Below are 23,587 nucleotides of genomic sequence, written 5' to 3'. Positions count from 1 at the left end.
ATATTCAGTATCTTCGTCAAAAAGAGTGATACAGAGTCAGAAAGACCAAAAACGGGACAAGAAACCTGTCCCAAAAGGAGTTTAAAATGGAAGAAGAAATTAGCTTACGAGAGATAATTGAAACGTTATTAGAAGGAAAGTGGATAATTGCCGCAATTACAGCGATTGCAATTCTTATTAGTGGGATTGTTAGTTTCTTTGTTATTTCACCAACATATGAAGCTGAAGCGACAATTATGATTAATGCTATTCAAGAAAGTGAACCAAGCTTCTTGGATAGTTATGTAAATGAAATGGTATCACCTAACATCTATGCAGAACGCCTAAAGTCGCCTGTTTTGATAGATCGAGTGATAGAGAGTGAAGGTCTTGAAGAGTCCGGTTGGACTTCAGCAGCATTAAGAAACGCTTTGAATATTGAGGTTGAAAAAGAAACAGACCTAGTTTCAATTAAGTTAAAAGGCGAAAACCCTAAAGAAATAGCAACTATTATTAATAGTATAATTAAGCATTCAACTGCTTATACAGCTGAACGAATAGGCGGGAAAATTGGCTCTTTACTAGAAGAGTATGAAGTTCAAATGAAAAATGAACAAAAAAAATTAGACGAGGCAATCGAGGAATATAACCAATTAAAAGCTGGCAGTGGGTTGCCGTCAATCGTTCTTTTTAAAGAAGCAATTGGTGGGGGACAATTTGTAATCGAGACAAATAAGGAAATACTTGATGAACTCCAGAACCTCGATAAAACAAAACAGATTGAACTAAACCAAATTAATTCAAAAATTGAAAAACTAACAAAGTTATATAATGGCTATAGTGAAAAATATGAAGAAGCACGAAGCATCAGCTCATTTGCTCTAGCCAAAAACAAAATCACACCGTTAGTAGAAGCAGTTGCACCAGAAACCCCAGTTGCACCGAAAAAAGTGTTAAATGTAGCAATTGCTACGGTTGTTGGCTTAATGCTTGGAGTATTTGTAGCCTTCTTCCGCGCTTACTGGCGAAACACGGGGACAGGTTCCATGTCCCAATTAAACCGCGAACAGGGTGGTAATGGATTGTCAGTATAATACAATCTGTCCTTGTCAATTATAGTAAAAGCAGGCGAAAGCGTCTCTAGAAAAACCTTATTGAGTTAGTTCAATAAGGTTTGTTTTTTTTATGGACGAAAAGATTGTAAGATTATGTCAAAGCTTTTCATCCTTATACCCATTGTGTTGTATCTATGTTATTATATGAATAATGAGCAAAACGTATATTTGGAATTTTATACGCTTATAGTTTAATTTACCAATTAAACTTCACCTGTTGGGGGAATTGATATGCACTATAAATATAGATTACTAGGATTAATTACAATTGATTCATTGATTGTTGTTTTTTCTATATACATGTCGCACTTTTTTTTAAATCCATATCGAGCGAAGTTTGATGAGGTAATTCTAATAAGCTCGATTTTATTATTGCTAAGTCACCATGTGTTTTCATATTTTTTAGGATTATACAGGCGTGCTTGGCGTTATGCAAGCTTGGAAGAGTTGTTTGGGATAATTGTTGTTGTGTCGTCTTCCATTCTATTAGTTGCCGCAGTTCAAGCAATGACATGGGGAAATGTATATGAGCGTGCATTGATAATAACGTGGATGGTGCATGTGCTGCTGATCGGCGGTGTTCGCTTTGCATGGCGCTATTATAATTTATATAAAATTTCATTCAAGCCATTGTATGGGCAGCATAAAAGGTATAATCAAAAACGAACGCTCATAATTGGAGCAGGTTCAGCTGGCCGTATGCTGGCAAGACAGCTTCGCGAGAATCCAAAATCAGAATTATCCCCGGTAGCATTTCTTGATGACGATCTATCACTGCAAAAATTAAAAATATCGGGGATCAATGTGTATGGTTTAGTAGACCAAATGGATGAAATTGTAAGCGTTAAAGGGATTGAGCATATTATCATTGCGATGCCATCCGTTAATCGAAAACGAATTGGAGAAATTGTCACCAATGCGAAAAGGCTATGTAAAAATGTGCAAATACTTCCAATGATCGAAGATTTAGTGCTTGGTAATATTTCTGTCAACCAAATCCGCGACGTATCAATTGAGGATCTTCTTGGTCGGGAGCCGGTAAAACTTGATACAGCAGGAATTGCCTCGCAAATTCAAGACAAAACGATTCTTGTGACAGGTGCAGGTGGTTCAATCGGCTCAGAGCTATGTCGCCAGCTTAGTTTGTTTAATCCATCTCAAATCATCTTGCTAGGTCATGGAGAAAATAGTATTTACAATATTGAGTTAGAGTTAAAGAAAACATATAAGCATATTGAGTATCCAACAGTTATAGCTGATGTTCAGGATCGAAAGCGTATTTTTGAAGTGTTTGAAAAATATAAACCTAGTTTCGTGTTCCATGCTGCTGCTCATAAGCACGTTCCGTTAATGGAATGTAATCCTGCGGAAGCTGTAAAAAACAATATCTTCGGTACAAGGAACGTTGCTGAGGCTGCAGATGCGTTTGGGGTAAATACGTTTGTGCTGGTTTCGTCTGATAAAGCGGTTAACCCAACAAACGTCATGGGGTCTACAAAACGGTTTGCAGAAATAATTATTCAAGATCTTGCCCAAAAAAGCTCAACAAAATTTGTTGCTGTTAGGTTTGGGAATGTGCTAGGTAGTCGCGGTAGTGTTGTACCAGTATTTCAAGAGCAAATCCGAAGAGGGGGCCCAGTTACTGTTACCCATCCTGACATGACAAGATATTTTATGACGATACCGGAAGCATCACGACTCGTAATTCAAGCTGGAGCACTTGCTCGGGGAGGCGAAATTTTCGTTCTTGACATGGGTGACCCAGTAAAAATAGTTGATTTAGCCCGCAATCTTATTAGACTATCAGGCTTCACCGAAGAAGAAATCAAAATTGAATTCACCGGCATTCGCCCAGGAGAAAAAATGTACGAAGAGCTTCTAAACGAAAGCGAAATTTATCCAAAGCAAGTCTTCCCGAAAATTTTTATCGGGAAAGCCTCATTGGTCCAACAACAAATTTGCCATGATTTCATGGAACGGTTTGTAGAAATGCCAGAGGACGAGATACGGACAACGCTTTTGGATATCGCAAATAATCGGATTATAGATACTAGCCTAGTGGCAAATCGGTAGGGACAGGTTTTCTGTCCTTTTTTTTGTGGGGACAGGTTTTGTGTCCCGTCTACACCGAAAGCATGAAACCAGTCCCCGCCTCATTTGATTTGGAAAATATTCAACATTTATAGGTTTTGATAAAATTCCTCGTAATTTAAGGACAAAACTCAATTTCTCTCTATAGAAAAAACAAAATTTCAAACAAAGTCCCCATCCAAATCTGAAAATCTCGCATTTGTCACTATCCACCCTTTATGGGAAAATCGCAAAAGGGACAGGTTCAGTGTCCCAGTTGCTGGTTGAAGGAATATTAAGCAGATAGCGTTAGGGAAGGTTCGGGATACCAGCCAACTATAGCAGTGATAATGCTGAGACAAGATTTGTCTCTCGCAATACTCGAATAGTGTGGGACAAGAAACCTGTCCCTGGAGGTGATTTAATGCCAAGAAAGCCGAGGGAAAAAAGTAGTAGCGGTATTTATCATATTATTCTTCGTGGAATCAACAAACAATTGATATTTGAGGATGATGTAGATAGAACGAGGTTTTTAGACACGCTTAAAAAATATAAAGAGATTAGTAAATTCCAGCTTTTCAGCTATTGTTTGATGGATAATCATGTTCACCTATTGTTGAAGGAAAAGGACGAAACAATATCGGAATCAATAAAAAGAATTAGTTCAAGCTATGTCCACTGGTACAATACAAAGTACAAACGATGTGGACATTTATTCCAGGATCGGTTTAGAAGCGAATGTGTTGAAAATAGAAGGTATTTCTTGACAGTCTTGAGGTATATCCACCAGAACCCACTCAAAGCAGGCCTCGCTGAAAATGTATTTGAAAATAAGTGGACAAGTATCCATGAGTATATCGGTGTACCTAACCTCGAAGAGAGCCTCGTTGATATAGAAATTGTGCTTAAATTATTTTCCCCAGACAAAGATAAGGCTATTAATCTATTTATTGAATTCATGCAGGAACAAAATGATGACGATCACTGTCTAGATGACAAGTCATTAGTACGGTGGACTGATCAGGAAGTTGCTGATCTTCTTCATGAAATGGGAATTGCGAATATTAGTATGTTGCAGCAAATGGACATACAAGCACGAAATACAGTAATATCATCACTCAAAGCTATGGATGGTATCTCAACAAGACAGCTGTCAAGGGTAACCGGAATATCAAAAAGTGTCATTGACCGTGCATAGGGACAGGTTCCGCGTCCCACCCAACACCACGATCCGGCGTAACCGAGAATATAATATTTGCAAGTCGAAAGAATATCGGATGGCAGCAAGCCTTTTAGCTACAAACCAAATGTTAAAGGCTAGAGACCACGGCTAAGACTATTGCCGAACCTGCCGATACAATTGAGATCTTGAAAAAATAGTGGTTTAATAAAGGTAGATTTTTCTAAAACCTAAAATGGGACAACAAACCTGTCCCTGCATACATTCAAAACAAGTGAATATATACCTAATATATGGAAACAATATTACTAAAAAATATTAAGGGAGAATATATTCATGGCTTTTGGAAATTGGGGTGGAAAGGTATATAAAAATAATAAACCTCTACCTAATCATTGCGATCAAATTCCTTCGCAATTAATAAATTTACAGCAATATCAAAGAATAGGACATTCACAAAATCTATCAGTACCGAATATTTTAAATAATGCTTACCATGCAGTAATTGGCGATTCTCTTCAAGTGCTAGTATTATTATACAAATACTTTATTGTAGCAATATATGCTAATGGAAAGCCGTTATATGAGAAAGGAGATTATTTACTAGACCATAAAATAACGAAGACAAAATCAATAATTCAAGCTGAGGATATAACATTCTTCATAACCGAAAATAGAAATAAAAATAAGATTGAGGTATCATTTAAAGATCCTGAAGGCAATCAATGGATTGGTATTTCAGGAATGGGTATTGGAGAAGGATTTGAAAAGTGGGACTGAGGGACAGGATTTTATCACCTGATGTATATCCGCGATAATACCCGCCCCACCCTGTCCTCTTGACCTTATACACATCCCTAAAACCACTATTTGAAGTACGATTACAAACCCATATCCCTATTGAGCTTAATACACGCCCTAGACATTAAAATGAATTGGGACAACAAACCTGTGCCATATTGAGATCAAGTAAAAATAGTGGTTTAATAAAGGTAGATTTTTCTAAAGTGGGACAACGAACCTGTCCCCAAGGAGGTGTAGCGGTATGTTAGTAGAATTTAGTGTTGAAAATTTTAAATCTTTTAGAGAGAAAGTTACGCTAAGCATGATTCCGGTTTTCGATAGATTTACAAAAAATGAAATAGAAAACTATTTTGAATATAGCCATAATAAGTTTCTATTAAAATCAGCTGTTATATACGGTGCGAATGCTTCTGGCAAAACAAATCTTTTAATGGCTTTAGAGTTTATGAGTACGCTAGTTAAAAAAAGCCAGCTTTATCAAAAGGATGAAAAGATTGATATAACACCTTTTAAACTACATCCGCAATATTCTGAACTTCCTTCTAAATTTGATGTTCAATTTATATATGAGAGTATTAAATATGCATATGGTTTTATGCTAAATGAAAATAAAATAATAGAAGAGTATCTGTACTATTGGCCACATGGGAAACAGCGAGTTGTTTTTGAGAGATTTCAAACAAATGAGTACCGTTTTGTAAAGGATAAATCAAAACAAAATACGATTAGTGAGCTTACTGCTGAAAATACACTTTACTTCACAATGGCGGCAAAGTTAAATTATCCTCTTGTAACGAAACCATTTGAATGGTTTTCAAGGATATTACAATGCTCAATTGAGTCAACGCCGCTTCTCGAGAAAGTCGCAATAAAAGAAGTCTTTGAAAATGAGGACTTGCAAGCTTTATCAAAAGAAATATTAAACATTGCTGATTTTGGTATTTACAATATAAAACCGATTGAAATAGACTTTGATGAAACGAGATTTCCAAAAAATTTACCGAAAAATTTGAAAGAACTACTTAGTTATGACTTAACGACCTTCCATAAAGCATACATTGATGAAAATAAGGAATTTATAACGGCTTTTTCTTTAGATGAAGAATCAAAAGGTACAAGGCGGTTCTTTAGTTTAATTGTACAAATTCTAGATGTACTAGCATCAGGTGGGGTTCTCTGCATTGATGAGTTAGAAGGAAGTTTGCATCCATTGTTAACTCAGTTTATCATTGATTCTTTCCATGACCCTTCAACAAATAAATATAATGCCCAACTAATTTTTACAACGCATGATACAAATCTATTAAATAAGGGGCTTTTTCGTAGAGATCAAATCTGGTTAACTGAAAAATATGGTGATACTGGTGCTACCGATCTATATTCCTTAGTGGAATTAAAAATTAATAAGGATGAAAATTTTCAAAAAGGGTATTTAATGGGTAGATATGGGGCGATTCCTTTTATCAGCGGGGGTGATTTTTTTGCGTAAACACGATAAAAAAAGCATACGTAAAATACTGGAAACATTTAGGAATCCTCGCCACCGGGAGCCGCGGAAACGAATTTTGATCTTATGTGAAGGACAAACAGAGGTAAAATACATTAAAAATTTCAAATCGAGGAGAGTGAATATAAAAGTAATATCACAAAGAGCAAAGTTCCGTAATCCAGATGGCATGATAAAAGAAATGCTGCGCAAGATTAAAGACGACGAACTATATGTAAGATCCGGTATAGATGAGGCTTGGTGCATATATGACATTGATACAGAGCCTGAAGATAACAAGATTTTACAAAATATAACTAATGCTAGGAAAAATTACATAAATGTAGCCTATTCTAACCCTTGCTTTGAATTATGGTTTCTTATACATTTTGAAAAGTGCAGCACTCACTTGCAGTGTACTGAAATACTTAATCGCTTGAAGAACTACCTACCAAACTATCAAAAAGGCAAGGATATTTATAATCAAATTTCTGATAAAACAACTACAGCAATTCAAAATGCACAATACCTAGAACATATCCAACAGCAAAATCTAAGCCAGAATAAATACAAAAATGCAAATCCTTATACAACGGTATATCAATTAACAAGTAGATTACTAGAGGTGATTTAGGGAGTGGACAGGGGGACAGGCACCATGTCCTATAACGTCGACAAGGAGTAGGAACTAAGTAAGTATCTATTCTTTGCATTTCAATGGGACACCAAACCTGTCCCCATCAGCGAGGAGGCGTGAAATTTTGATACCATCTGTTCCAACTGGTAAATTGTATACTTCTAATCCTGCTGGTTTAAAATTTATAAAAGAAGAAGCTGAACTTTGGCAAATTATGCGTGCGGGGCCCGACCTCTCCAATACAATAAGAGTAAAAGAATTATCACCCTCTGATCAACTGTTTCAATCTTATGTTAGAACGTGGCGACATAAACCATCCGAAGAATGGTGGCCTCTTTACGAAGAGCAGTTTATGAATGAAATGAAAACGGAAGAAAAACTGAAAGGTTTACGTGCAATCTATAAGCGTCTGCTCATAGGTCACAATATTGTGTTAATTTGTTTTTGTGATGATCATCGTATTTGTCATAGAAGATTAGTTGGCGAATTTTTTAAGCAATACGGTGTGGAAGCTATTGAGTTGAATCCAGTAAAAACAGAACAAATAGCGCTTTTTTAGGAGGGTACTATGCCTCAAACAATTTGTACTATCGGTTTTGCAAAAAAAGTCTTTGGAAACATTTATAAAGCTTCTTAAAGATGGTGGAGTTACAAAGCTGATTGACACAAGATTAAACAATACCTCACAGCTTGCAGGATTTGCGAAGAAAGATGATCTTGCTTATATTATGGAACTTGTCGGTATCAAATATGTGCATGAACCTCGCTTGGCACCAACTGATGATATATTAAAAAAATATAAAAAGAAAGAAATGGCATGGTCAGAATATGAAAAAGCCTATTTAAGTCTGTTAGAAGAAAGGCAAATTCTAAACCTTGTTCATCATCATATGGCAAATGAAACGGTTTGCTTTTTGTGTAGCGAGGATAAGCCGCATCATTGTCATAGAAGATTACTAGCTGAGTATATACAACAACATACAAAGGAGGAAATTGTAATACAGCATTTAGTATAGTAATAGGTTTGTTGTCCCGCTAAAGTGGGCCAACAAACCTGTCCCTATTCCCATAATAAATCATTAACAAATCCTAACAATTTTCGCCAAACCATTGACATTTCACCTATCATGAGTAAGAATATTACTCGTAATAGGTGTTTTTTATGGTTTCCTTTTGTGGGAGACGAAACCTGTCCCTAGCCACGAAACGCAAAGTAGCCAATCAATCACCTAATCAATAACTGGGACACGAAACCTGTCCCCACGGAGTTGTCAATTTTGTTAGAACAATTAATCACTTCAAAAACGAGAATTAAATTATTGTTAAAGTTTTTTTTGAATCCAAATACACAGGGGTATCTTCGCGGGCTTGCTGAGGAATTTAATGAGTCGACCAATTCGATTCGTGTTGAATTGAATCGATTAACGGAAGCCGACCTGTTAGAATCGAAAACGGAAGGCAGAACAAAGGTATATCAGGCTAATCGAAAACATGCGTTATACAACGAGCTTCACAGCATCGTAAAAAAGTTCCTCGGTATTGATCAAATTATTGAAGAAGTCGTTAAGAAGCTTGGAAATGTGGAGCTTGCGCTTATTACTGGGGATTATGCGAATGGGATTGATTCGGGGATTATTGATCTTGTCATTGTCGGTGAAATTGATCAATCCTATTTACATATATTGGTCGAAAAATCAGAAAAGCTAATTCATCGTAAAATCCGCACTCTTGTACTGAAAGATCAAGAGTTTGCTAATTTAAAAGATAAGTTCGTAAGTGAACGAGCTATAGTGGCGTGGAATTCAGAGGACGAACTAGCAAAAATAAGAAAAGAATCGTAACCGTTACGCGTAATTGTAAGTCAATAAGTGGGACAACAAACCTGTCCCTATGGGGGAAATCTTATGTATAAAGAAAAAATTTACTTATCATCACCCCATATGAGTGATGAAGGGTATGAAATGCAATATATAAAGGAAGCATTTGATACGAATTGGATTGCGCCTCTTGGGGAAAATGTAAATCAGTTTGAAAAAGAATTGGCAGCAAAAGTTGGAGTAAAAGCTGCTGCAGCATTAGCATCTGGTACAGCAGCAATTCATCTTGCTCTCAAAGCAGCAGGAGTTGGAGAAGGGGATATTGTATTCTGTCCAACACTAACTTTCTCTGCCACTGCAAATCCAATCATCTATCAAAATGCAGTTCCTGTTTTTATAGATAGTGACTATGAAACTTGGAATATGTGTCCGAAAGCCTTAGAAAAAGCATTTGAGAAGTATCCAGAAGTAAAAGCAGTTATTGTTGTTCATCTTTATGGACTGTCAGCTGATATGGGTAAAATTATGAAAATCTGTCAAAAGCATAATGTTGCAGTAATTGAAGATGCTGCTGAAAGTCTAGGAACATACTACAAAGGCCACCATACTGGAACTATTGGGGATTATGGAATCTTTTCATTCAATGGAAATAAAATTATCACAACTTCGGGCGGTGGTATGTTAGTCTCTAATAATGAAGAAAGAATTGCGAAGGCTCGATTTTGGGCGACTCAATCAAGAGACCAGGCAAGACATTATCAACATAGCGAGTTAGGGTTTAATTATCGTATGAGTAATGTTGTGGCTGGGATTGGTCGCGGGCAGCTAAAAGTGTTAGATCAAAGAGTTGCCAAGAAAAAATATATATTTGAGTTTTATAAGAGGGAATTAGGTGAACTTGATGGTGTTGAGTTTATGCCAAACAATGAGTGGAATGAACCAAATTATTGGTTAAGTTCAATGATATTAACTGGAAATGTTAGGCCGCTTGATGTCATGGTTGCTCTTGAAAATGAGAATATTGAGTCTAGACCTATTTGGAAGCCGATGCATATGCAGCCGTTTTTTGAGAACTATGATTTTATTGGAAATGATGTCGCAAAGCAACTATTTGAAAACGGAGTTTGTTTACCATCCGATACAAAGATGACGGATGAGGATATAGATAGAATCGTAGAGATTATAAAAGGGCTGTGGAAATAATATGCAAACCAACATTAAAACAACTATAAAGCTATCCCCTCAGCGACAGGGAAAGGGCGGTATATATAAAAGGTTTATAAAGAGACCGATGGATTTTATACTTTCATTAATTGCTATTATAGTTTTAATCCCAGTACTTTTGCTAGTTGCTATACTCGTAAGAGTGAAGTTAGGTAGTCCAGTTTTGTTTAAACAAAAAAGGCCAGGACTTAATGAAAAGATATTCACGATGTATAAATTCAGAACAATGAATGATGAAAAAGATGAGGATGGTCAATTGTTACCTGATAGTATTAGGTTGACAAAGTTTGGAAAGTTCCTACGCTCTACATCCCTTGATGAGCTTCCAGAACTTTATAATATTTTAAAAGGTGAAATGTCAATTGTTGGGCCAAGACCACAGTTAGTACGTGATATGGTATTTATGACTCCTGAACAAAGGAAAAGACATACTGTTTTACCAGGTCTTACCGGTTGGGCTCAGGTTAACGGAAGGAATTGTGTAACATGGGAAGAGAAATTATCCTATGATCTAGAATATCTTGGGGAAGTTTCGTTTTCAAAAGATTGGGAAATAATTTTTTTGACTATTAGTAAAGTATTTAATAGAGACGGCATTAGTGCGGAAGGAATGGAAACAGCTGAAGATCTTGGTGATTTCTTATTACGAGAAAAAAAGATTAGCTTAGGTGAGTACCAAGAAAAAATTAATCAAGCTAAATCATTAATTAAAATAAAAATTTAATTCTCTATCTATTAATAATTTCAACAAAATGAGAGGTTAAAATGAAGATCTATTTCATCGGTAATGAATTCACAGGACTTTATAACAATAGAAAAGAATTGATAGAACAGCTTATAAGGAATGGTGAAGAGGTTTATTTTTCTGTTAATGAAAATTCGAGAAATAATGAATTAGTTGATATGGGGTGTATTTATAAAAACCTCACTATTCCTAGGAAAAGCAAAAACCCTTTGAAAGATATCGGATTATTTTTAAAACTTTTAAAAAATATTAAGGAAGTTAAACCTGATATAATCATGCTTTATAATATTAAACCTGTATTATATGGGAGTACTATAGGTAGAATAAAATCAATTCCTACTATTGCTACTATCACTGGATTAGGTAAAGCATCTCAGAATAGTAATAGTCCTGGTGAGAGGTTTTTTTCAAAATTAATCTTGATAATGTATAAATTTGCACTAAAGAAAACAGAATCTATATTTTTTCAAAATAAATATGACTTAGAGATTTTCAAAAATAACAAGATTAATGAATTAAAAAAGTATACTTTGGTAACTGGTTCGGGTGTCAATGTAGAATATTTCAACTATTCTAAATCATTTAAACCAAATAGAATAAAAACCTTTTTGTTTATAGGGAGATTCATAAGAACAAAAGGAATTATGGAATATATAGAAACTGCTATAAAAATAAAGCAGCAAGGATACAATGTTAAGTTTCAATTATTAGGAAAATTCGAAGAACAAGAGGAAATTAATAACCTAATAAAAGAACTAGAGGCAGAAGGAACAATAGAGTATCTAGGTTACTCGGATGATGTAAGAAAAGAAATTAGTAAAGCAGATTGTGTAGTATTACCTTCCTATACAGAAGGAATGTCGAATGTATTGCTACAAGCCGCCGCAATGAAGAGGGTCTTAATTGCTTCAAACATACCTGGCTGTAAGGAGATTGTTGAACACAATTTGAATGGATATTTATGTGAACCTAGATCTACAGATTCGCTAGTTAAAGCAATTAATAGTTTAATAAATCAAGGTGATAATGACTGGGCAAATATGAGTGAAAATTCAAGGAGAATTGTTGTAGAAAAGTTTGATAAAAGACATGTTGTGGATTCATATCTTAAGAAAATTTATTCATTAGGAGAAAAATAATATGAAAGTAATTATTGTAGGGGCTGGCAGATCAGGTACTAATATGTTAAGGGATATTCTTGTTTCATTTGATGAATTAGGTACTTGGCCGTGTGATGAGATAAATTATATTTGGAAACATGGAAATATTAGAATCCCCCATGATGAATTAGATGAAAATTGTGCAAAACCTCAAGTAAAGGAATATATAAATGGACAATTTAATAAAATGAAAAAGAAATTAAGTTGTGACATTATAGTTGAAAAGACGTGTGCTAATTCACTCAGGGTAGACTTTATTGAAGAAGTTTTAGATAAACCTTATTATATCCATATATATCGAGATCCTATAGACACTGTGGCCTCTGCGATGAAAAGATGGACTGCAGATTTAGACATACCATATATATTGAAAAAGGCAAAATATGTTCCATTGAGTGATTTTCCTATTTATGGTTTTAAATATCTTAAAAATAGAATGTATAAAATAAGAAATAAGAATAACAGACTTTCAAGTTGGGGACCTGTGTATAAAAATATGGGAGAAGTTTTAATTCAAGATATGCCTTTGCATAAGATTTGTGCATACCAATGGGGAAAATGTGTGGAAAAATCAGTTAATTCATTTTCTAAAATTGATAATAATAGAGTAATTAATATTGAATATAACAGTTTCATTAATAACCCTAATCATTATCTTAAAAAAATAATAACATTTTTAAAGATAGATATCGATGAAAATAAAATAATAACTGCAGTTGATTCAGTGAAAAAAACAAGTATCGGTAAAGGGTACCAGCAATTAAGTCAAGAAGAAATTGAAGAGGTAAAAGCCATTACATGGGAAGTATACCAAAGGGCTAATGAATTAAATAGGATAAGCAGCTAAAAAGGGGGATTATTGTATGGAATTATATAATAGAATTGTTAATAGAGAAGAAAAAATTTCATTAGTTGGATTAGGTTATGTTGGAATGCCAATAGCTGTTGCTTTTGCTAAGAAAGTTGATGTAATTGGCTTTGATGTTAATATGGAAAAGGTTGAACTTTATAAAAAGGGGATAGACCCTACAAAAGAAGTGGGTAATGAAGTAATCTCCAATACTTCGGTTGATTTTACATCAGATGAAACAAGGCTAAGGGAGGCAAAGTTTCATATTGTTGCGGTCCCTACACCTGTAAAGGAAGATCATACACCTGATTTGTCACCAGTAGAATCTGCGAGTCAAATTCTTGGAAGAAACCTAAGAAAAGGTTCGATTATAGTCTTTGAATCTACTGTTTATCCTGGTGTAACAGAAGATATCTGTGTTCCAATCCTAGAAAAGGAATCAGGACTCAAATGTGGAGTAGATTTTAAAGTTGGGTATTCTCCAGAAAGAATTAATCCAGGTGATAAAGAACATAGATTAGAAACTATTATAAAAGTAGTTTCAGGTTTAGATGAGGAAACGCTAGATATAGTTGCTAATGTATACGAATTAGTTGTAGATGCTGGAGTCTATAAAGCTAAAAGTATTAAGGTAGCAGAGGCAGCTAAGGTAATTGAAAACGCGCAACGTGATATCAATATTGCCTTTATGAATGAGTTATCTATTATTTTTAATAAAATGGATATTGATACAAAAGCAGTACTTGAAGCCGCAGGGACAAAGTGGAATTTTCTGAAATTCTCTCCTGGACTTGTGGGTGGTCATTGTATTGGTGTTGATCCGTACTATTTAACATACAAAGCGGAGCAACTAGGTTATCAATCTCAAATCATTCTATCTGGTAGAAAAATTAATGATAATATGGGTAAATATGTAGCTGAAAGCGCAGTTAAAAAAATGATAAAAGCCAATAAACAAATAAATGGCTCAAAAGTTGCTATATTGGGTGTTACTTTTAAGGAGAACTGTCCTGATGTTCGAAATACAAAAGTTGTGGATGTGATCAAGGAATTAGAAGAGTATGGGGTAGAAGTCAAAGTTTACGACCCAGTAGCGGATAAAGAAGATTTATGGAATGAATATAGAATAAAACTTTGTGAAGTAGAGGAAATTAAAGAAATAGATGCGCTTATACTTGCGGTTCCTCATGAAGAATTTAAAGCTTTAAACCTAAATGATTTAAAGAAGTTGTGTGGACGAAGAAAATTGAATAAATTAGAAGTAATGAATGAAGTTGCTGTAGCATCGGAATTTAATGTTAACGATGAAAGATATAATTGTGTACTTATGGACATTAAGGGAATGTTTGATAGGAAAGAAGCTGAGAATGAGGGCTTTTTATATTGGAGGCTATAAAATGGGATATGAAAATATTAAGTTTCCAAAAGGAACTAAATTTCTAGTTACTGGATCAGCGGGCTTTATCGGTTCAAACTTAGTAGAAGCAATACTAAAATTAGGATATCAAGTTATAGGACTTGATAACTATTCAACTGGAAAAAAGGAAAATGTGGAGGAATTTTTGGGTAATTCAAATTACGAATTTATTGAGGGGAATATTTGTGATTTTGATACATGTATGAAAGCATGTGAAGGTATTGATTATGTCTTACATCAAGCGGCATGGGGCAGTGTTCCTAGAAGTATTGAGATGCCTTTGTTATATGAAGAGATTAATATAAAAGGTACGATAAATATGATGGAAGTAGCAAGACAAAATTCCGTGAAGAAATTTGTATATGCATCAAGTTCTTCAGTATATGGTGATGAACCAAATCTTCCGAAACAAGAGGGACGAGAGGGTAATGTATTATCACCGTATGCTTTAACTAAAAAGGTAAATGAGGAATATGGAAAACTCTATACTAAGTTGTATGGACTTGATACCTATGGTCTTCGTTATTTTAATGTATTTGGAAGAAGACAAAATCCCGATGGGGCATATGCTGCTGTAATTCCTAAATTTATTAAGACTTTATTAAATAATGAGAAGCCTACTATCAATGGGGATGGAAAACAAAGCCGTGACTTTACTTATATTGAGAATGTTATCGAGGCTAATTTAAAGGCTTGTAAGGCGCATCAGGAAGCTGCTGGTCAGGCTTATAATATTGCATATGGTGGTAGGGAGTATTTGATTGATATTTATGATGTGTTGTGTAAATTATTAGGAAAAAATATTAAGCCGATTTTTGGCCCAGAACGTAAGGGTGATATTAAACATAGTAATGCTGATATAACTAATGCGAAACAAATGTTGGATTACAATCCTGATTGGAGTTTCGAGAGAGGTATTGAAGTTGCTATAGATTGGTATAAGAATAAGTTGTAAATATCGTTATGGAATTCAATAAATATTTGTTCATTGCCTAGCCTGTTGTTTATCAAGCTAGTGATAATGGGAATGATATTTTAAAGGGAGAAAATATATTCACCGGTGAGGTATATTTACTAAAATACTTTTTTCTTGAACAAACTATTTATACCAAGAGAAAAGATAGATAAAGTCTCACAAAAAATTTGCTTAAAAAATTCATTTACTATAATTAAACGAACTATTTTATTGAATTGGAGAGAATGGATTAATGAAAACTACAGTGATTAGCATACTTGATAAAGAATTTCCACCTAGTCACTCGTTTGTTGATGGTATGTTATCAAATGTGTTGCCAAATAAAGATTATCAAGTTATATTGATTGTTTCTAAAGGTAAATCAAAAAAAAATGTGAAAAAATATTTTCACAGTGCCTGTATTACAACTTTATGTAAGAGAAAAGGTTTAAGCAGATTTTGGAACTTTTTTATAGTATATAATATTATTGTGAAGTTAATAAATAAAAAAGAAAGGGTAATTTTATTTGTAAGAAATGAGCCTGTATATTTATTAGCATCTTCCTTGCTAAGAAATAAGGTAGATAAGTTAATATATCAACAAAGTTTCCCTCATGAAAGAGCAAGTACAAATCTATTAAAGAAAAAAGTAACACTAACAATTTTTAGTTTAGTGAAAAATAAAGTAGACGGAATAGTAACTGTTAGTCCTAAAGGATTAGAGAGATTAAAAGGATTCTTTCCAAATTCAACAAATAACATGTATATACCTCTATTGATAAACAAAAAAGAGTTAATAAGTACCGATGAATTAATTAATAAAAATGGAAATGATCCTATTCATTTTATATACATCGGAACTCACGCATCTTCGAGAAGACTAGAAGTAGTTTTAGAAGGTATTACTAATGCACTTTCGCAGAAAGTAAACGCTGTATTTACATTTGTTGGTGGTAATGATCAAGAAGTTAATCTACTAAGAAAAATAGCTGGAACTGAGAAATACGAGAGTAATGGGATGATTCAATTTATTGAAAAGATTCCCAGGAAACAGTTACTAGAACAATTACGCCATTATGATGTAGGATTAAGTATTATTCCATGTAATGATATATATGCAGAATCATCACCTACAAAATTAGTAGAATATATGAGTCATGGTTTAATGGTTATTGGAAGTAAAGGAATTGAGCTACAAGAAAAATTTATTAATAACTCTAAAGGAGGGATATTGATTAATTTTACTAATGAAGAAATAGCTAATTCTATTATTAAAATATGTGCAAATTACTCTTTTGTTAATGAAATGAAACATAATGCATTACAATTTGCAATGAAGGAACTGTTATACGAAAATTACGTTGAAGAGCTGAGGAAGATATTATGAAGGATCAACCAAGTAAATTTCAAAAAAAATTCAGTACAATCTCATTTATAATAATGCTTCTTGGTGGTGTTTTGTCTTATTTCGGTGATTCAATGGATATAATTAAACTCGGAGGGTATATCCTCTCCCTTTTAGGAATAATATTACTGGTACTTATTTGGCCTGTTAAATCGTTAAATAAATTTATTTTAGTTTTTACATTTACATCATTAATAGGTATATTTTCATTAATTCCAATCTTTCTTACATCGAAGTATTTTACCTTTACTGATTTTCAACAAAGTGTAATTTATCCAATAAATATATTTATATTATTACTTTACGGATACAGGATTTTATATACTAATATAATTTTAATCAAGAGAGTTTTATTGATTTTAGCTTTAATTAATGGTTTTATTGCAGTTTTAGGTTCATTTGGAATTATTTCAAGCATTCCTTTATTCGGAGAAATTGAGACTGGAAGATATATTTTTGGTACAAACATCCCTTCTTCTACAGGATTAAATAATAATGTAAACTATTATTCAACAACTCAAGTAGTATTATTACTACTTATTATATTACTTAAATATATTTCAAAAGAAGAATATAATAGAACAGACTCCCCTCTCTTGATGTTAATTTTTGTAAGCTCTTTTTTTGGGTCATCACGTGGAGTCCTTCTTGGTTTGTTTCTATCTCTCTTAACTATTGTTATTATCAGTTATTTTTACAGTAGTACGTTACAAAAGTTTAAAATTTTTCTTGGGTTGATTGTCTTAATAATTCTGTTAGTAGTATGGGTCACGCAAAATTTCCAATACATTAATAATTTTATTTTAGAAGATTTACGATTTAATCGTGGTTTAAATGGTAGAGAAGATTTATGGGGGGTATGGGTCGATAGGTTTAAAGAACGACCTTTCTTAGGTTGGGGATCAATGGAATTTAAAGCAAGAGATTTTATTAATTTATATGGAGTGGAAAGATCGTTTCAAAATTCTTATTTAACTGTACTATATCGTGGAGGTTTAACTCTGTTTATTTGTACTTATGGATTAATGGTTGTTTGTCTGATTTATAATCTTGGTAAAGTGAAAAATTTCTTCTATATTAACCGTTATAATATGAGTATAATTGTATTCTTTTTATTTAATGCAATGGTTAGAAACTTTTCGTTTGGAGGGATAGGTTTATTACCACTTTCTTTAGGTATAGTATTGTCATTGTGTTTGTATAGTAATGAATTAAATGAAAAGGTGTCAAATTAATCTTATTTTTGTTTAGCAGTTATTATTGATTAACCTCTATAAACTCATAGTATATTACTAAAGTTGATAGTAAATGATATTTATTACTGAGGCATGCTTTTGTCTAGCTATCTATTAAATATTTAATGTATCGATATAATTTTAATAAGATAAAATATTGGCATAGTCTAAGATACTATTATACGTTTTTCTAATTCATTGAATAGAAAGAGGTACCATTTAATTTGATAATGAAAAAATTAAACGATAGCCAAAATAAAAAAAATTTCATATTTAAAAAATTTATCGGGAGTTTTGCAATAAACTTCTCTTCTGTTGTGCTGAATTTGATGGTTGTTCTTATATTAACTAGAATTGTGACTCCTGAACAGTTAGGGTATTACTTCTTTGCAATGGCATTAGTTTCTATAGCAACAGTTCCTACCGTGCTAGGATTACCTAACATTCTTATTCGATTTTCTTCTAAGTATATAGTTGAAAAAAAATGGGGTTTTTTAAAAGGTATTGTTATTAGATTAAATCAAATAGTAGTTATCATGTCTATTATAATAATTACTGGTTGTTATATGCTAATTGTTAAAGCGCATAGTATGATACCTGCTTTAGATAAGAATACTGCCTTTCTTTCATTGTCACTAATAATCCTTTTAGCATTGTCAAAAATTAGAACGTCACTATTACGCTCCGTAGGAAGTATCTACTTATCTCAAATTCCGGATCTGATTATTAAAAATTTATTGATACTGGCATTTTCCGTAATAATTTATTATCTAATGGGTGTAGATATTCTAGGAATACATGTGATGATAATTACAGTAATCGCAGCTTTAATCGCCTTTCTTGTTGGTCAGTATTTTGTTTGGATAAAATTTCCAACTTATGTAAATGGTCATACTGCAGAATATGAAACTAAAGAATGGTTACTCCCGGCAATCCCATTGTTAATTGCTGGAGGGATGAAAATTATTAATACAAAAACAGACATTATTATGCTAGGTATGTTTACAAGTTCTGAAATAACTGCGGTTTATCAAATCGTTGGTAAGGTAGGAGAAGTTGTCTTATTTGCTTTATCTGCTTTCAATATTATTTTAGCTCCAATAATTTCTAGATACTTTTATAATAATGATTTTAGTAAAATGCAAGAAGTTGTAACAAATGCAACAAGAGTTATCACGGTATATTCATCTTTAATATTAGTATTGTTTATTATTTGTGGAAAAATAATATTATATCATGCTTTTGGAGAGGAGTATGCTAATGGTTATTCCGCATTAATAATTTTATCTATTGGTCAATTTGTTAATGCATCATTAGGTAGTGTAGCTTTGATACTGACAATGACTGGAAACGAAAAAGATGTAGCAAAAGGTGTAGCTCTTGCAGCAATACTAAATATTATTCTAAATTTTATACTGATTCCTTTGCTTGAAATAGAAGGAGCTGCAATTGCTACTGCAATAAGTACTGTAATTTGGAATCTTTATTTAGCATTTCTGGTCTATAAAAGATTAAATATCGTTACCATACCCTTTACTCCAAAAAAATTTTTAAAATATTGAACTGGAGCGATTTAATTTGAATATTATTATTTCATTTAAACCGGTATCTTACATGAATCCAAAAGCTTCTTACGCTGGAATTGCTAGAGTGAATCTAGAAAGTGGAAAAGTAGAAAAGTTATTAAAATTTCCTTCCGCTATATTTAAAACAGATAAGTCTTTTATGACAAGTAATGCACAAGGTTTGGTTTTAAAAGATGGTATTGCATATGTAGGCCTTTGGAATTACATTGCTATTGTTGATTTAGATACTTTTACGACTATTGATGCATTTTCTTCACCCGAATTTTCAGATGTTCATAGCCTTGAAATTGTTGATGATCATTTATACGTAGTATCTACAGCAAGTGAAGTAATATCTTGTTTTGAACTAAGTACGTTGAAAAGGAAATGGTATTGGGGAGCGCCGAATTCTAATATTTTAAAGGGAGGCCGTTTTAAATTTTTACCAATTGTAAAAAATCGTTATCAGCGAAAGATCTATAATATTTTAAATATATTAAAATATGTGCGCACACCTAATAAAATTATAGAATCAAGATATATCCATAAAACATGTTCTTCTTATTATCGACATCATATGAATAACATAACATATAACCAAGGTCACTTGTATGTTAATACGAAAGGTTGGTTTGACACAAGGACTAGTGCTGTTATTAAGTTAAATATAGATTCATTAGAAGAAGAGTTTTTTGTAGAACCTGGAGGCTTTATAGGTTCACATGATGGATATTTTTTCAATGGTAAATATTATGTAACTGAAGCCGACAATAATTCTATCGCCTGGAAAGATTCGGATAATAAAATAGAGCGGATTCAATTAAAACCTGAAAATTACTTTATTAGAGGACTTGAGAAAGTGAATGATAGTTGGATTGTTGGTTTTACCCCTAGTCGCGGAAGTAATAATGTTTGTTTATTAAAAATATATAATGAGGATTTTAATATAGTTAAAAATGAGATTAATATTAATGATTTACTTCCAAGAGAAATTGGTGTAGCTGTTCATACAATTAAACTTGAACCTTAGTGTTTTATAGTAAATAGAATACTCAATACACTTGAATAAATAAAGAGATTATATTTTAACAGTCTATGCAAAGTGATAAAAAAACATATTTGTAATATAAGAAAATCTTCCTGAAAAGTATTAAGAAGATTTCGGTATCAATAAACTAATTTATTAGCTAATAGGAGGCACTTCATCAATGAAAGAACTAACACACCTCGATCAGCTCGAGGCTGAAGCAATATATATTATTCGTGAAGTAGCGGCAGAATGTGAGAATCCAGTTATGCTTTATTCGATTGGTAAGGATAGCTCTGTCATGCTGCATTTAGCGATGAAAGCTTTTTACCCAGAAAAGCCACCATTTCCGTTTATGCATATTGATACAACTTGGAAGTTTAAAGAAATGATTGAATTTCGCGATCGTAGAGCAAAAGAATTAGGGATTGAATTAATTGTCCACATGAACGAAGAAGGTATCGAACAAGGTATTAATCCATTTGATCATGGTGCTGCTTATACCGATATTATGAAAACACAAGCGTTAAAGCAAGGATTGGATAAGTATGGATTTACTGCTGCTTTTGGCGGTGGGAGACGCGATGAGGAAAAATCTCGTGCGAAAGAGCGGATATTTTCCTTCCGTAATAAAAATCATGCCTGGGATCCGAAAAATCAACGGCCTGAAATGTGGAAGCTCTATAATACAAAAATTAATAAAGGCGAAAGTATGCGTGTTTTCCCACTTTCAAATTGGACGGAAAAAGATATATGGCAATATATTCGTAGAGAAAATATTGATATAGTTCCATTATATTTTGCGAAAGAAAGACCGGTTGTTTACCGTGATGGAAATATCGTAATGGTAGATGATGATCGGATGAAATTAGAACTTGGTGAAGAAATAGTCATGAAAAAAGTTCGTTTTCGTACACTAGGTTGCTACCCTCTTACTGGCGGGATTGAGTCTGAAGCTGATACACTTGATGAAATCATTGAAGAAACCCTTGGTGCTGTTTCATCAGAGCGTACTAGTCGTGTAATTGACCACGAAGGCGCTGGCAGTATGGAAAGACGGAAGCGGGAGGGGTATTTCTAAAATGAAGAGTCTATTAAAGTTTATTACTTGTGGTAGTGTAGATGATGGGAAATCAACCTTAATTGGTCATATGCTATATGATGCAAAACTATTATTTGCTGATCAAGCGGAAGCGTTAGAGCTTGATAGTAAAATAGGTAGTCGTGGTGGTGAAATTGACTATTCTCTTTTACTAGATGGGTTAATGGCTGAGCGAGAACAAGGTATTACTATTGATGTAGCTTATCGCTATTTTACAACTGATCATCGTTCCTTCATTGTTGCTGATACGCCAGGTCATGAAGAATATACACGCAATATGGCGGTTGGTGCATCGTTCGCTGATCTTGCCATTATTCTTGTTGATGCAACAAAAGGGGTAATCTCGCAAACAAAACGCCATGCACGGATTTGCTCATTAATGGGAATTAAGCATCTTGTATTAGCCGTTAACAAGATGGACTTGATCAGTTTTGATCAAAAACGATTTAATGAAATCAAAGAAGAATTTATACAAATGACGTATGGCTTTAATCTTGAAAGTATTCAAGTCATTCCTGTTTCTGCTACAGAAGGGGATAACATTACGAAAAAATCTGGAAATACACTTTGGTATGATGACTTACCATTATTACCATATTTAGAAAGTGTTGACGTTCGTAAAGAAAATGAACAAAAAAGCTTTGTAATGCCAGTACAACGTGTAAGTCGACCAAACCATACGTTCCGCGGCTTCCAAGGCCAAATAGAGGCTGGAAGGATTTCAGTTGGTGAAGAGGTCACAACTCTTCCAAGTCATGAAAAAGCAAAAGTAAAGAGTATCTTAGTGACAGATAAAGAAGTGGACGCTGCAATTGTTGGACAACCTGTAACGATTCAATTAGATCGTGAAGTCGATGTTTCTCGTGGCTGTGTGTTAACAACAGCGCAGGATATTCAAGTTACTGATATGTTCACAGCTACAATTCTCTGGATGGATGATGCACCGCTTGTTTCTGGTCGAAACTATTTAGTAAAAGTAGGAACAAAAATTCTTCCAGGTACTGTTATGTCGATTAAACACAAAATCGATATTAATACCGGGAAGCAAATTCCTGCAGATCGCACCTTTAAAAATGAATTAGTAGAATGTGATATTTCTTTATCAGAAAATATGGTATTTGATACTTTCGAAAATAATGAAGCGTTAGGTGGTTTAATCCTAATTGATCGTGTCACGAATATGACGTCTGCCTGTGGGGTTATTAATCACGCCCTTCGTAGATCAACCAATATTGTGTGGCAAGATACTGATATTTCGAGAGAAATTCGTTCCCAGCAAAAAGGACAGAAGCCATTAACATTATGGTTCACAGGTCTTTCAGGTTCGGGGAAATCTACTCTAGCAAATGAAGTGGAAAAACGATTAGTTTCAATGGGTTATCATACGATGTTACTTGATGGAGATAACGTTCGCCATGGTTTAAATAAAAACTTAGGCTTTAAAGAAAGCGATCGGATTGAAAATATTCGTCGCATTGCAGAAGTTGCAAAGCTGATGAATGACGCAGGACTTATTACATTGACTTCATTTATTTCACCATATGAAAGTGATCGTAAAAATGCTAGAGAAATCATTGGTGAAGAATATATCGAAATTTTTGTTAGCACGCCCCTTGAGGAGTGCGAAAAACGAGATGTGAAAGGCTTATATAAGAAAGCACGTGCAGGTCAAATTCCGAACTTCACAGGTATTTCTAGCCCATATGAATCACCTGAAAATCCAGAAATAGAAATTGATACAAGTAGATATTCTTTAGAAGAAGCAACAGATTACGTTGTGAAGAAAATTATGAAATATTTAGATTAGCAAACGA

21 protein-coding genes are annotated in these 23,587 nt (G+C 33.6%); all 21 read left to right on the top strand.

Annotation, left to right across the window (positions count from 1 at the left end; all coding sequences use genetic code 11):
- The first annotated feature begins 86 nt into the window (after positions 1-86).
- The 21 genes from D612_RS0116225 (at position 87) to cysC (ending at position 23,580) form a co-directional block, all read left to right on the top strand.
- On the top strand, positions 87-1,073 hold the full coding sequence (locus D612_RS0116225) for a Wzz/FepE/Etk N-terminal domain-containing protein (protein ID WP_017756552.1): 987 nt from the start codon (positions 87-89) through the stop codon (positions 1,071-1,073).
- Between the two features lie 252 nt (positions 1,074-1,325).
- Positions 1,326-3,167 (top strand): polysaccharide biosynthesis protein, encoded by a 1,842-nt coding sequence (locus D612_RS0116220; RefSeq protein ID WP_017756551.1) that lies wholly within the window; start codon positions 1,326-1,328, stop codon positions 3,165-3,167.
- A 421-nt stretch (positions 3,168-3,588) separates the two neighbouring features.
- The gene (locus D612_RS0116215) at positions 3,589-4,362 is read left to right on the top strand and encodes a transposase (RefSeq protein ID WP_017756550.1); all 774 of its coding nucleotides are present in this window, start codon (positions 3,589-3,591) and stop codon (positions 4,360-4,362) included.
- A 318-nt stretch (positions 4,363-4,680) separates the two neighbouring features.
- Positions 4,681-5,124 carry a hypothetical protein gene (locus D612_RS0116210; protein WP_017756549.1) on the top strand — a complete coding sequence of 148 codons (444 nt, stop codon included), beginning with the start codon at positions 4,681-4,683 and terminating at the stop codon, positions 5,122-5,124.
- A gap of 265 nt (positions 5,125-5,389) precedes the next feature.
- Positions 5,390-6,637, top strand: coding sequence for an AAA family ATPase (locus D612_RS0116205; RefSeq protein ID WP_017756548.1), 1,248 nt, complete (start codon positions 5,390-5,392; stop codon positions 6,635-6,637).
- On the top strand, positions 6,630-7,268 hold the full coding sequence (locus tag D612_RS0116200) for an RloB family protein (RefSeq protein WP_017756547.1): 639 nt from the start codon (positions 6,630-6,632) through the stop codon (positions 7,266-7,268). The genes D612_RS0116205 and D612_RS0116200 overlap by 8 nt, the downstream gene beginning before the upstream one ends.
- Positions 7,269-7,395: 127 nt before the next feature.
- Entirely contained in the window at positions 7,396-7,830 is a 435-nt protein-coding gene (locus tag D612_RS0116195) for a DUF488 family protein, N3 subclade (protein ID WP_017756546.1), read from the top strand.
- 52 nt (positions 7,831-7,882) lie between these two features.
- Positions 7,883-8,287: a DUF488 domain-containing protein gene (locus tag D612_RS0116190; protein ID WP_233275005.1), complete on the top strand. Its 405-nt coding sequence runs from the start codon at positions 7,883-7,885 to the stop codon at positions 8,285-8,287.
- A gap of 261 nt (positions 8,288-8,548) precedes the next feature.
- Complete coding sequence (locus tag D612_RS0116185; RefSeq protein ID WP_017756544.1) at positions 8,549-9,112, top strand: helix-turn-helix domain-containing protein; 564 nt, start codon at positions 8,549-8,551, stop codon at positions 9,110-9,112.
- A gap of 63 nt (positions 9,113-9,175) precedes the next feature.
- The gene (locus D612_RS0116180) at positions 9,176-10,291 is read left to right on the top strand and encodes a DegT/DnrJ/EryC1/StrS family aminotransferase (protein ID WP_017756543.1); all 1,116 of its coding nucleotides are present in this window, start codon (positions 9,176-9,178) and stop codon (positions 10,289-10,291) included.
- Position 10,292: 1 nt separating this feature from the next.
- On the top strand, positions 10,293-11,036 hold the full coding sequence (locus tag D612_RS0116175) for a sugar transferase (RefSeq protein WP_051023182.1): 744 nt from the start codon (positions 10,293-10,295) through the stop codon (positions 11,034-11,036).
- A 41-nt stretch (positions 11,037-11,077) separates the two neighbouring features.
- The gene (locus tag D612_RS0116170) at positions 11,078-12,196 is read left to right on the top strand and encodes a glycosyltransferase family 4 protein (protein ID WP_017756541.1); all 1,119 of its coding nucleotides are present in this window, start codon (positions 11,078-11,080) and stop codon (positions 12,194-12,196) included.
- A gap of 1 nt (position 12,197) precedes the next feature.
- Positions 12,198-13,064, top strand: coding sequence for a sulfotransferase family protein (locus D612_RS0116165; protein ID WP_017756540.1), 867 nt, complete (start codon positions 12,198-12,200; stop codon positions 13,062-13,064).
- A gap of 16 nt (positions 13,065-13,080) precedes the next feature.
- Positions 13,081-14,463: a nucleotide sugar dehydrogenase gene (locus D612_RS0116160; RefSeq protein ID WP_017756539.1), complete on the top strand. Its 1,383-nt coding sequence runs from the start codon at positions 13,081-13,083 to the stop codon at positions 14,461-14,463.
- A 1-nt stretch (position 14,464) separates the two neighbouring features.
- Complete coding sequence (locus tag D612_RS0116155) at positions 14,465-15,439, top strand: SDR family oxidoreductase (protein WP_017756538.1); 975 nt, start codon at positions 14,465-14,467, stop codon at positions 15,437-15,439.
- A 253-nt stretch (positions 15,440-15,692) separates the two neighbouring features.
- Positions 15,693-16,826: a glycosyltransferase gene (locus D612_RS0116150; protein WP_017756537.1), complete on the top strand. Its 1,134-nt coding sequence runs from the start codon at positions 15,693-15,695 to the stop codon at positions 16,824-16,826.
- A complete protein-coding gene (locus D612_RS0116145; protein WP_017756536.1) occupies positions 16,823-18,079 on the top strand; it encodes an O-antigen ligase family protein in 1,257 nt (418 codons plus the stop codon). The genes D612_RS0116150 and D612_RS0116145 overlap by 4 nt, the downstream gene beginning before the upstream one ends.
- A gap of 230 nt (positions 18,080-18,309) precedes the next feature.
- Entirely contained in the window at positions 18,310-19,641 is a 1,332-nt protein-coding gene (locus D612_RS0116140) for a flippase (RefSeq protein ID WP_233275030.1), read from the top strand.
- 16 nt (positions 19,642-19,657) lie between these two features.
- Positions 19,658-20,674, top strand: a complete 1,017-nt coding sequence (locus tag D612_RS0116135) for a hypothetical protein (RefSeq protein ID WP_017756534.1) — start codon at positions 19,658-19,660, stop codon at positions 20,672-20,674.
- Between the two features lie 178 nt (positions 20,675-20,852).
- Positions 20,853-21,752, top strand: coding sequence for a sulfate adenylyltransferase subunit CysD (gene cysD / locus D612_RS0116130; RefSeq protein ID WP_017756533.1), 900 nt, complete (start codon positions 20,853-20,855; stop codon positions 21,750-21,752).
- A gap of 1 nt (position 21,753) precedes the next feature.
- Positions 21,754-23,580 (top strand): adenylyl-sulfate kinase, encoded by a 1,827-nt coding sequence (gene cysC / locus D612_RS18515; protein WP_017756532.1) that lies wholly within the window; start codon positions 21,754-21,756, stop codon positions 23,578-23,580.
- Positions 23,581-23,587 lie beyond the last annotated feature (7 nt).

The organism is Calidifontibacillus oryziterrae (assembly GCF_000331575.1).
GTDB classification, from domain to species: domain Bacteria; phylum Bacillota; class Bacilli; order Bacillales; family Bacillaceae_J; genus Calidifontibacillus_A; species Calidifontibacillus_A oryziterrae.
This window is presented reverse-complemented; position numbering and strand designations above follow the sequence as displayed.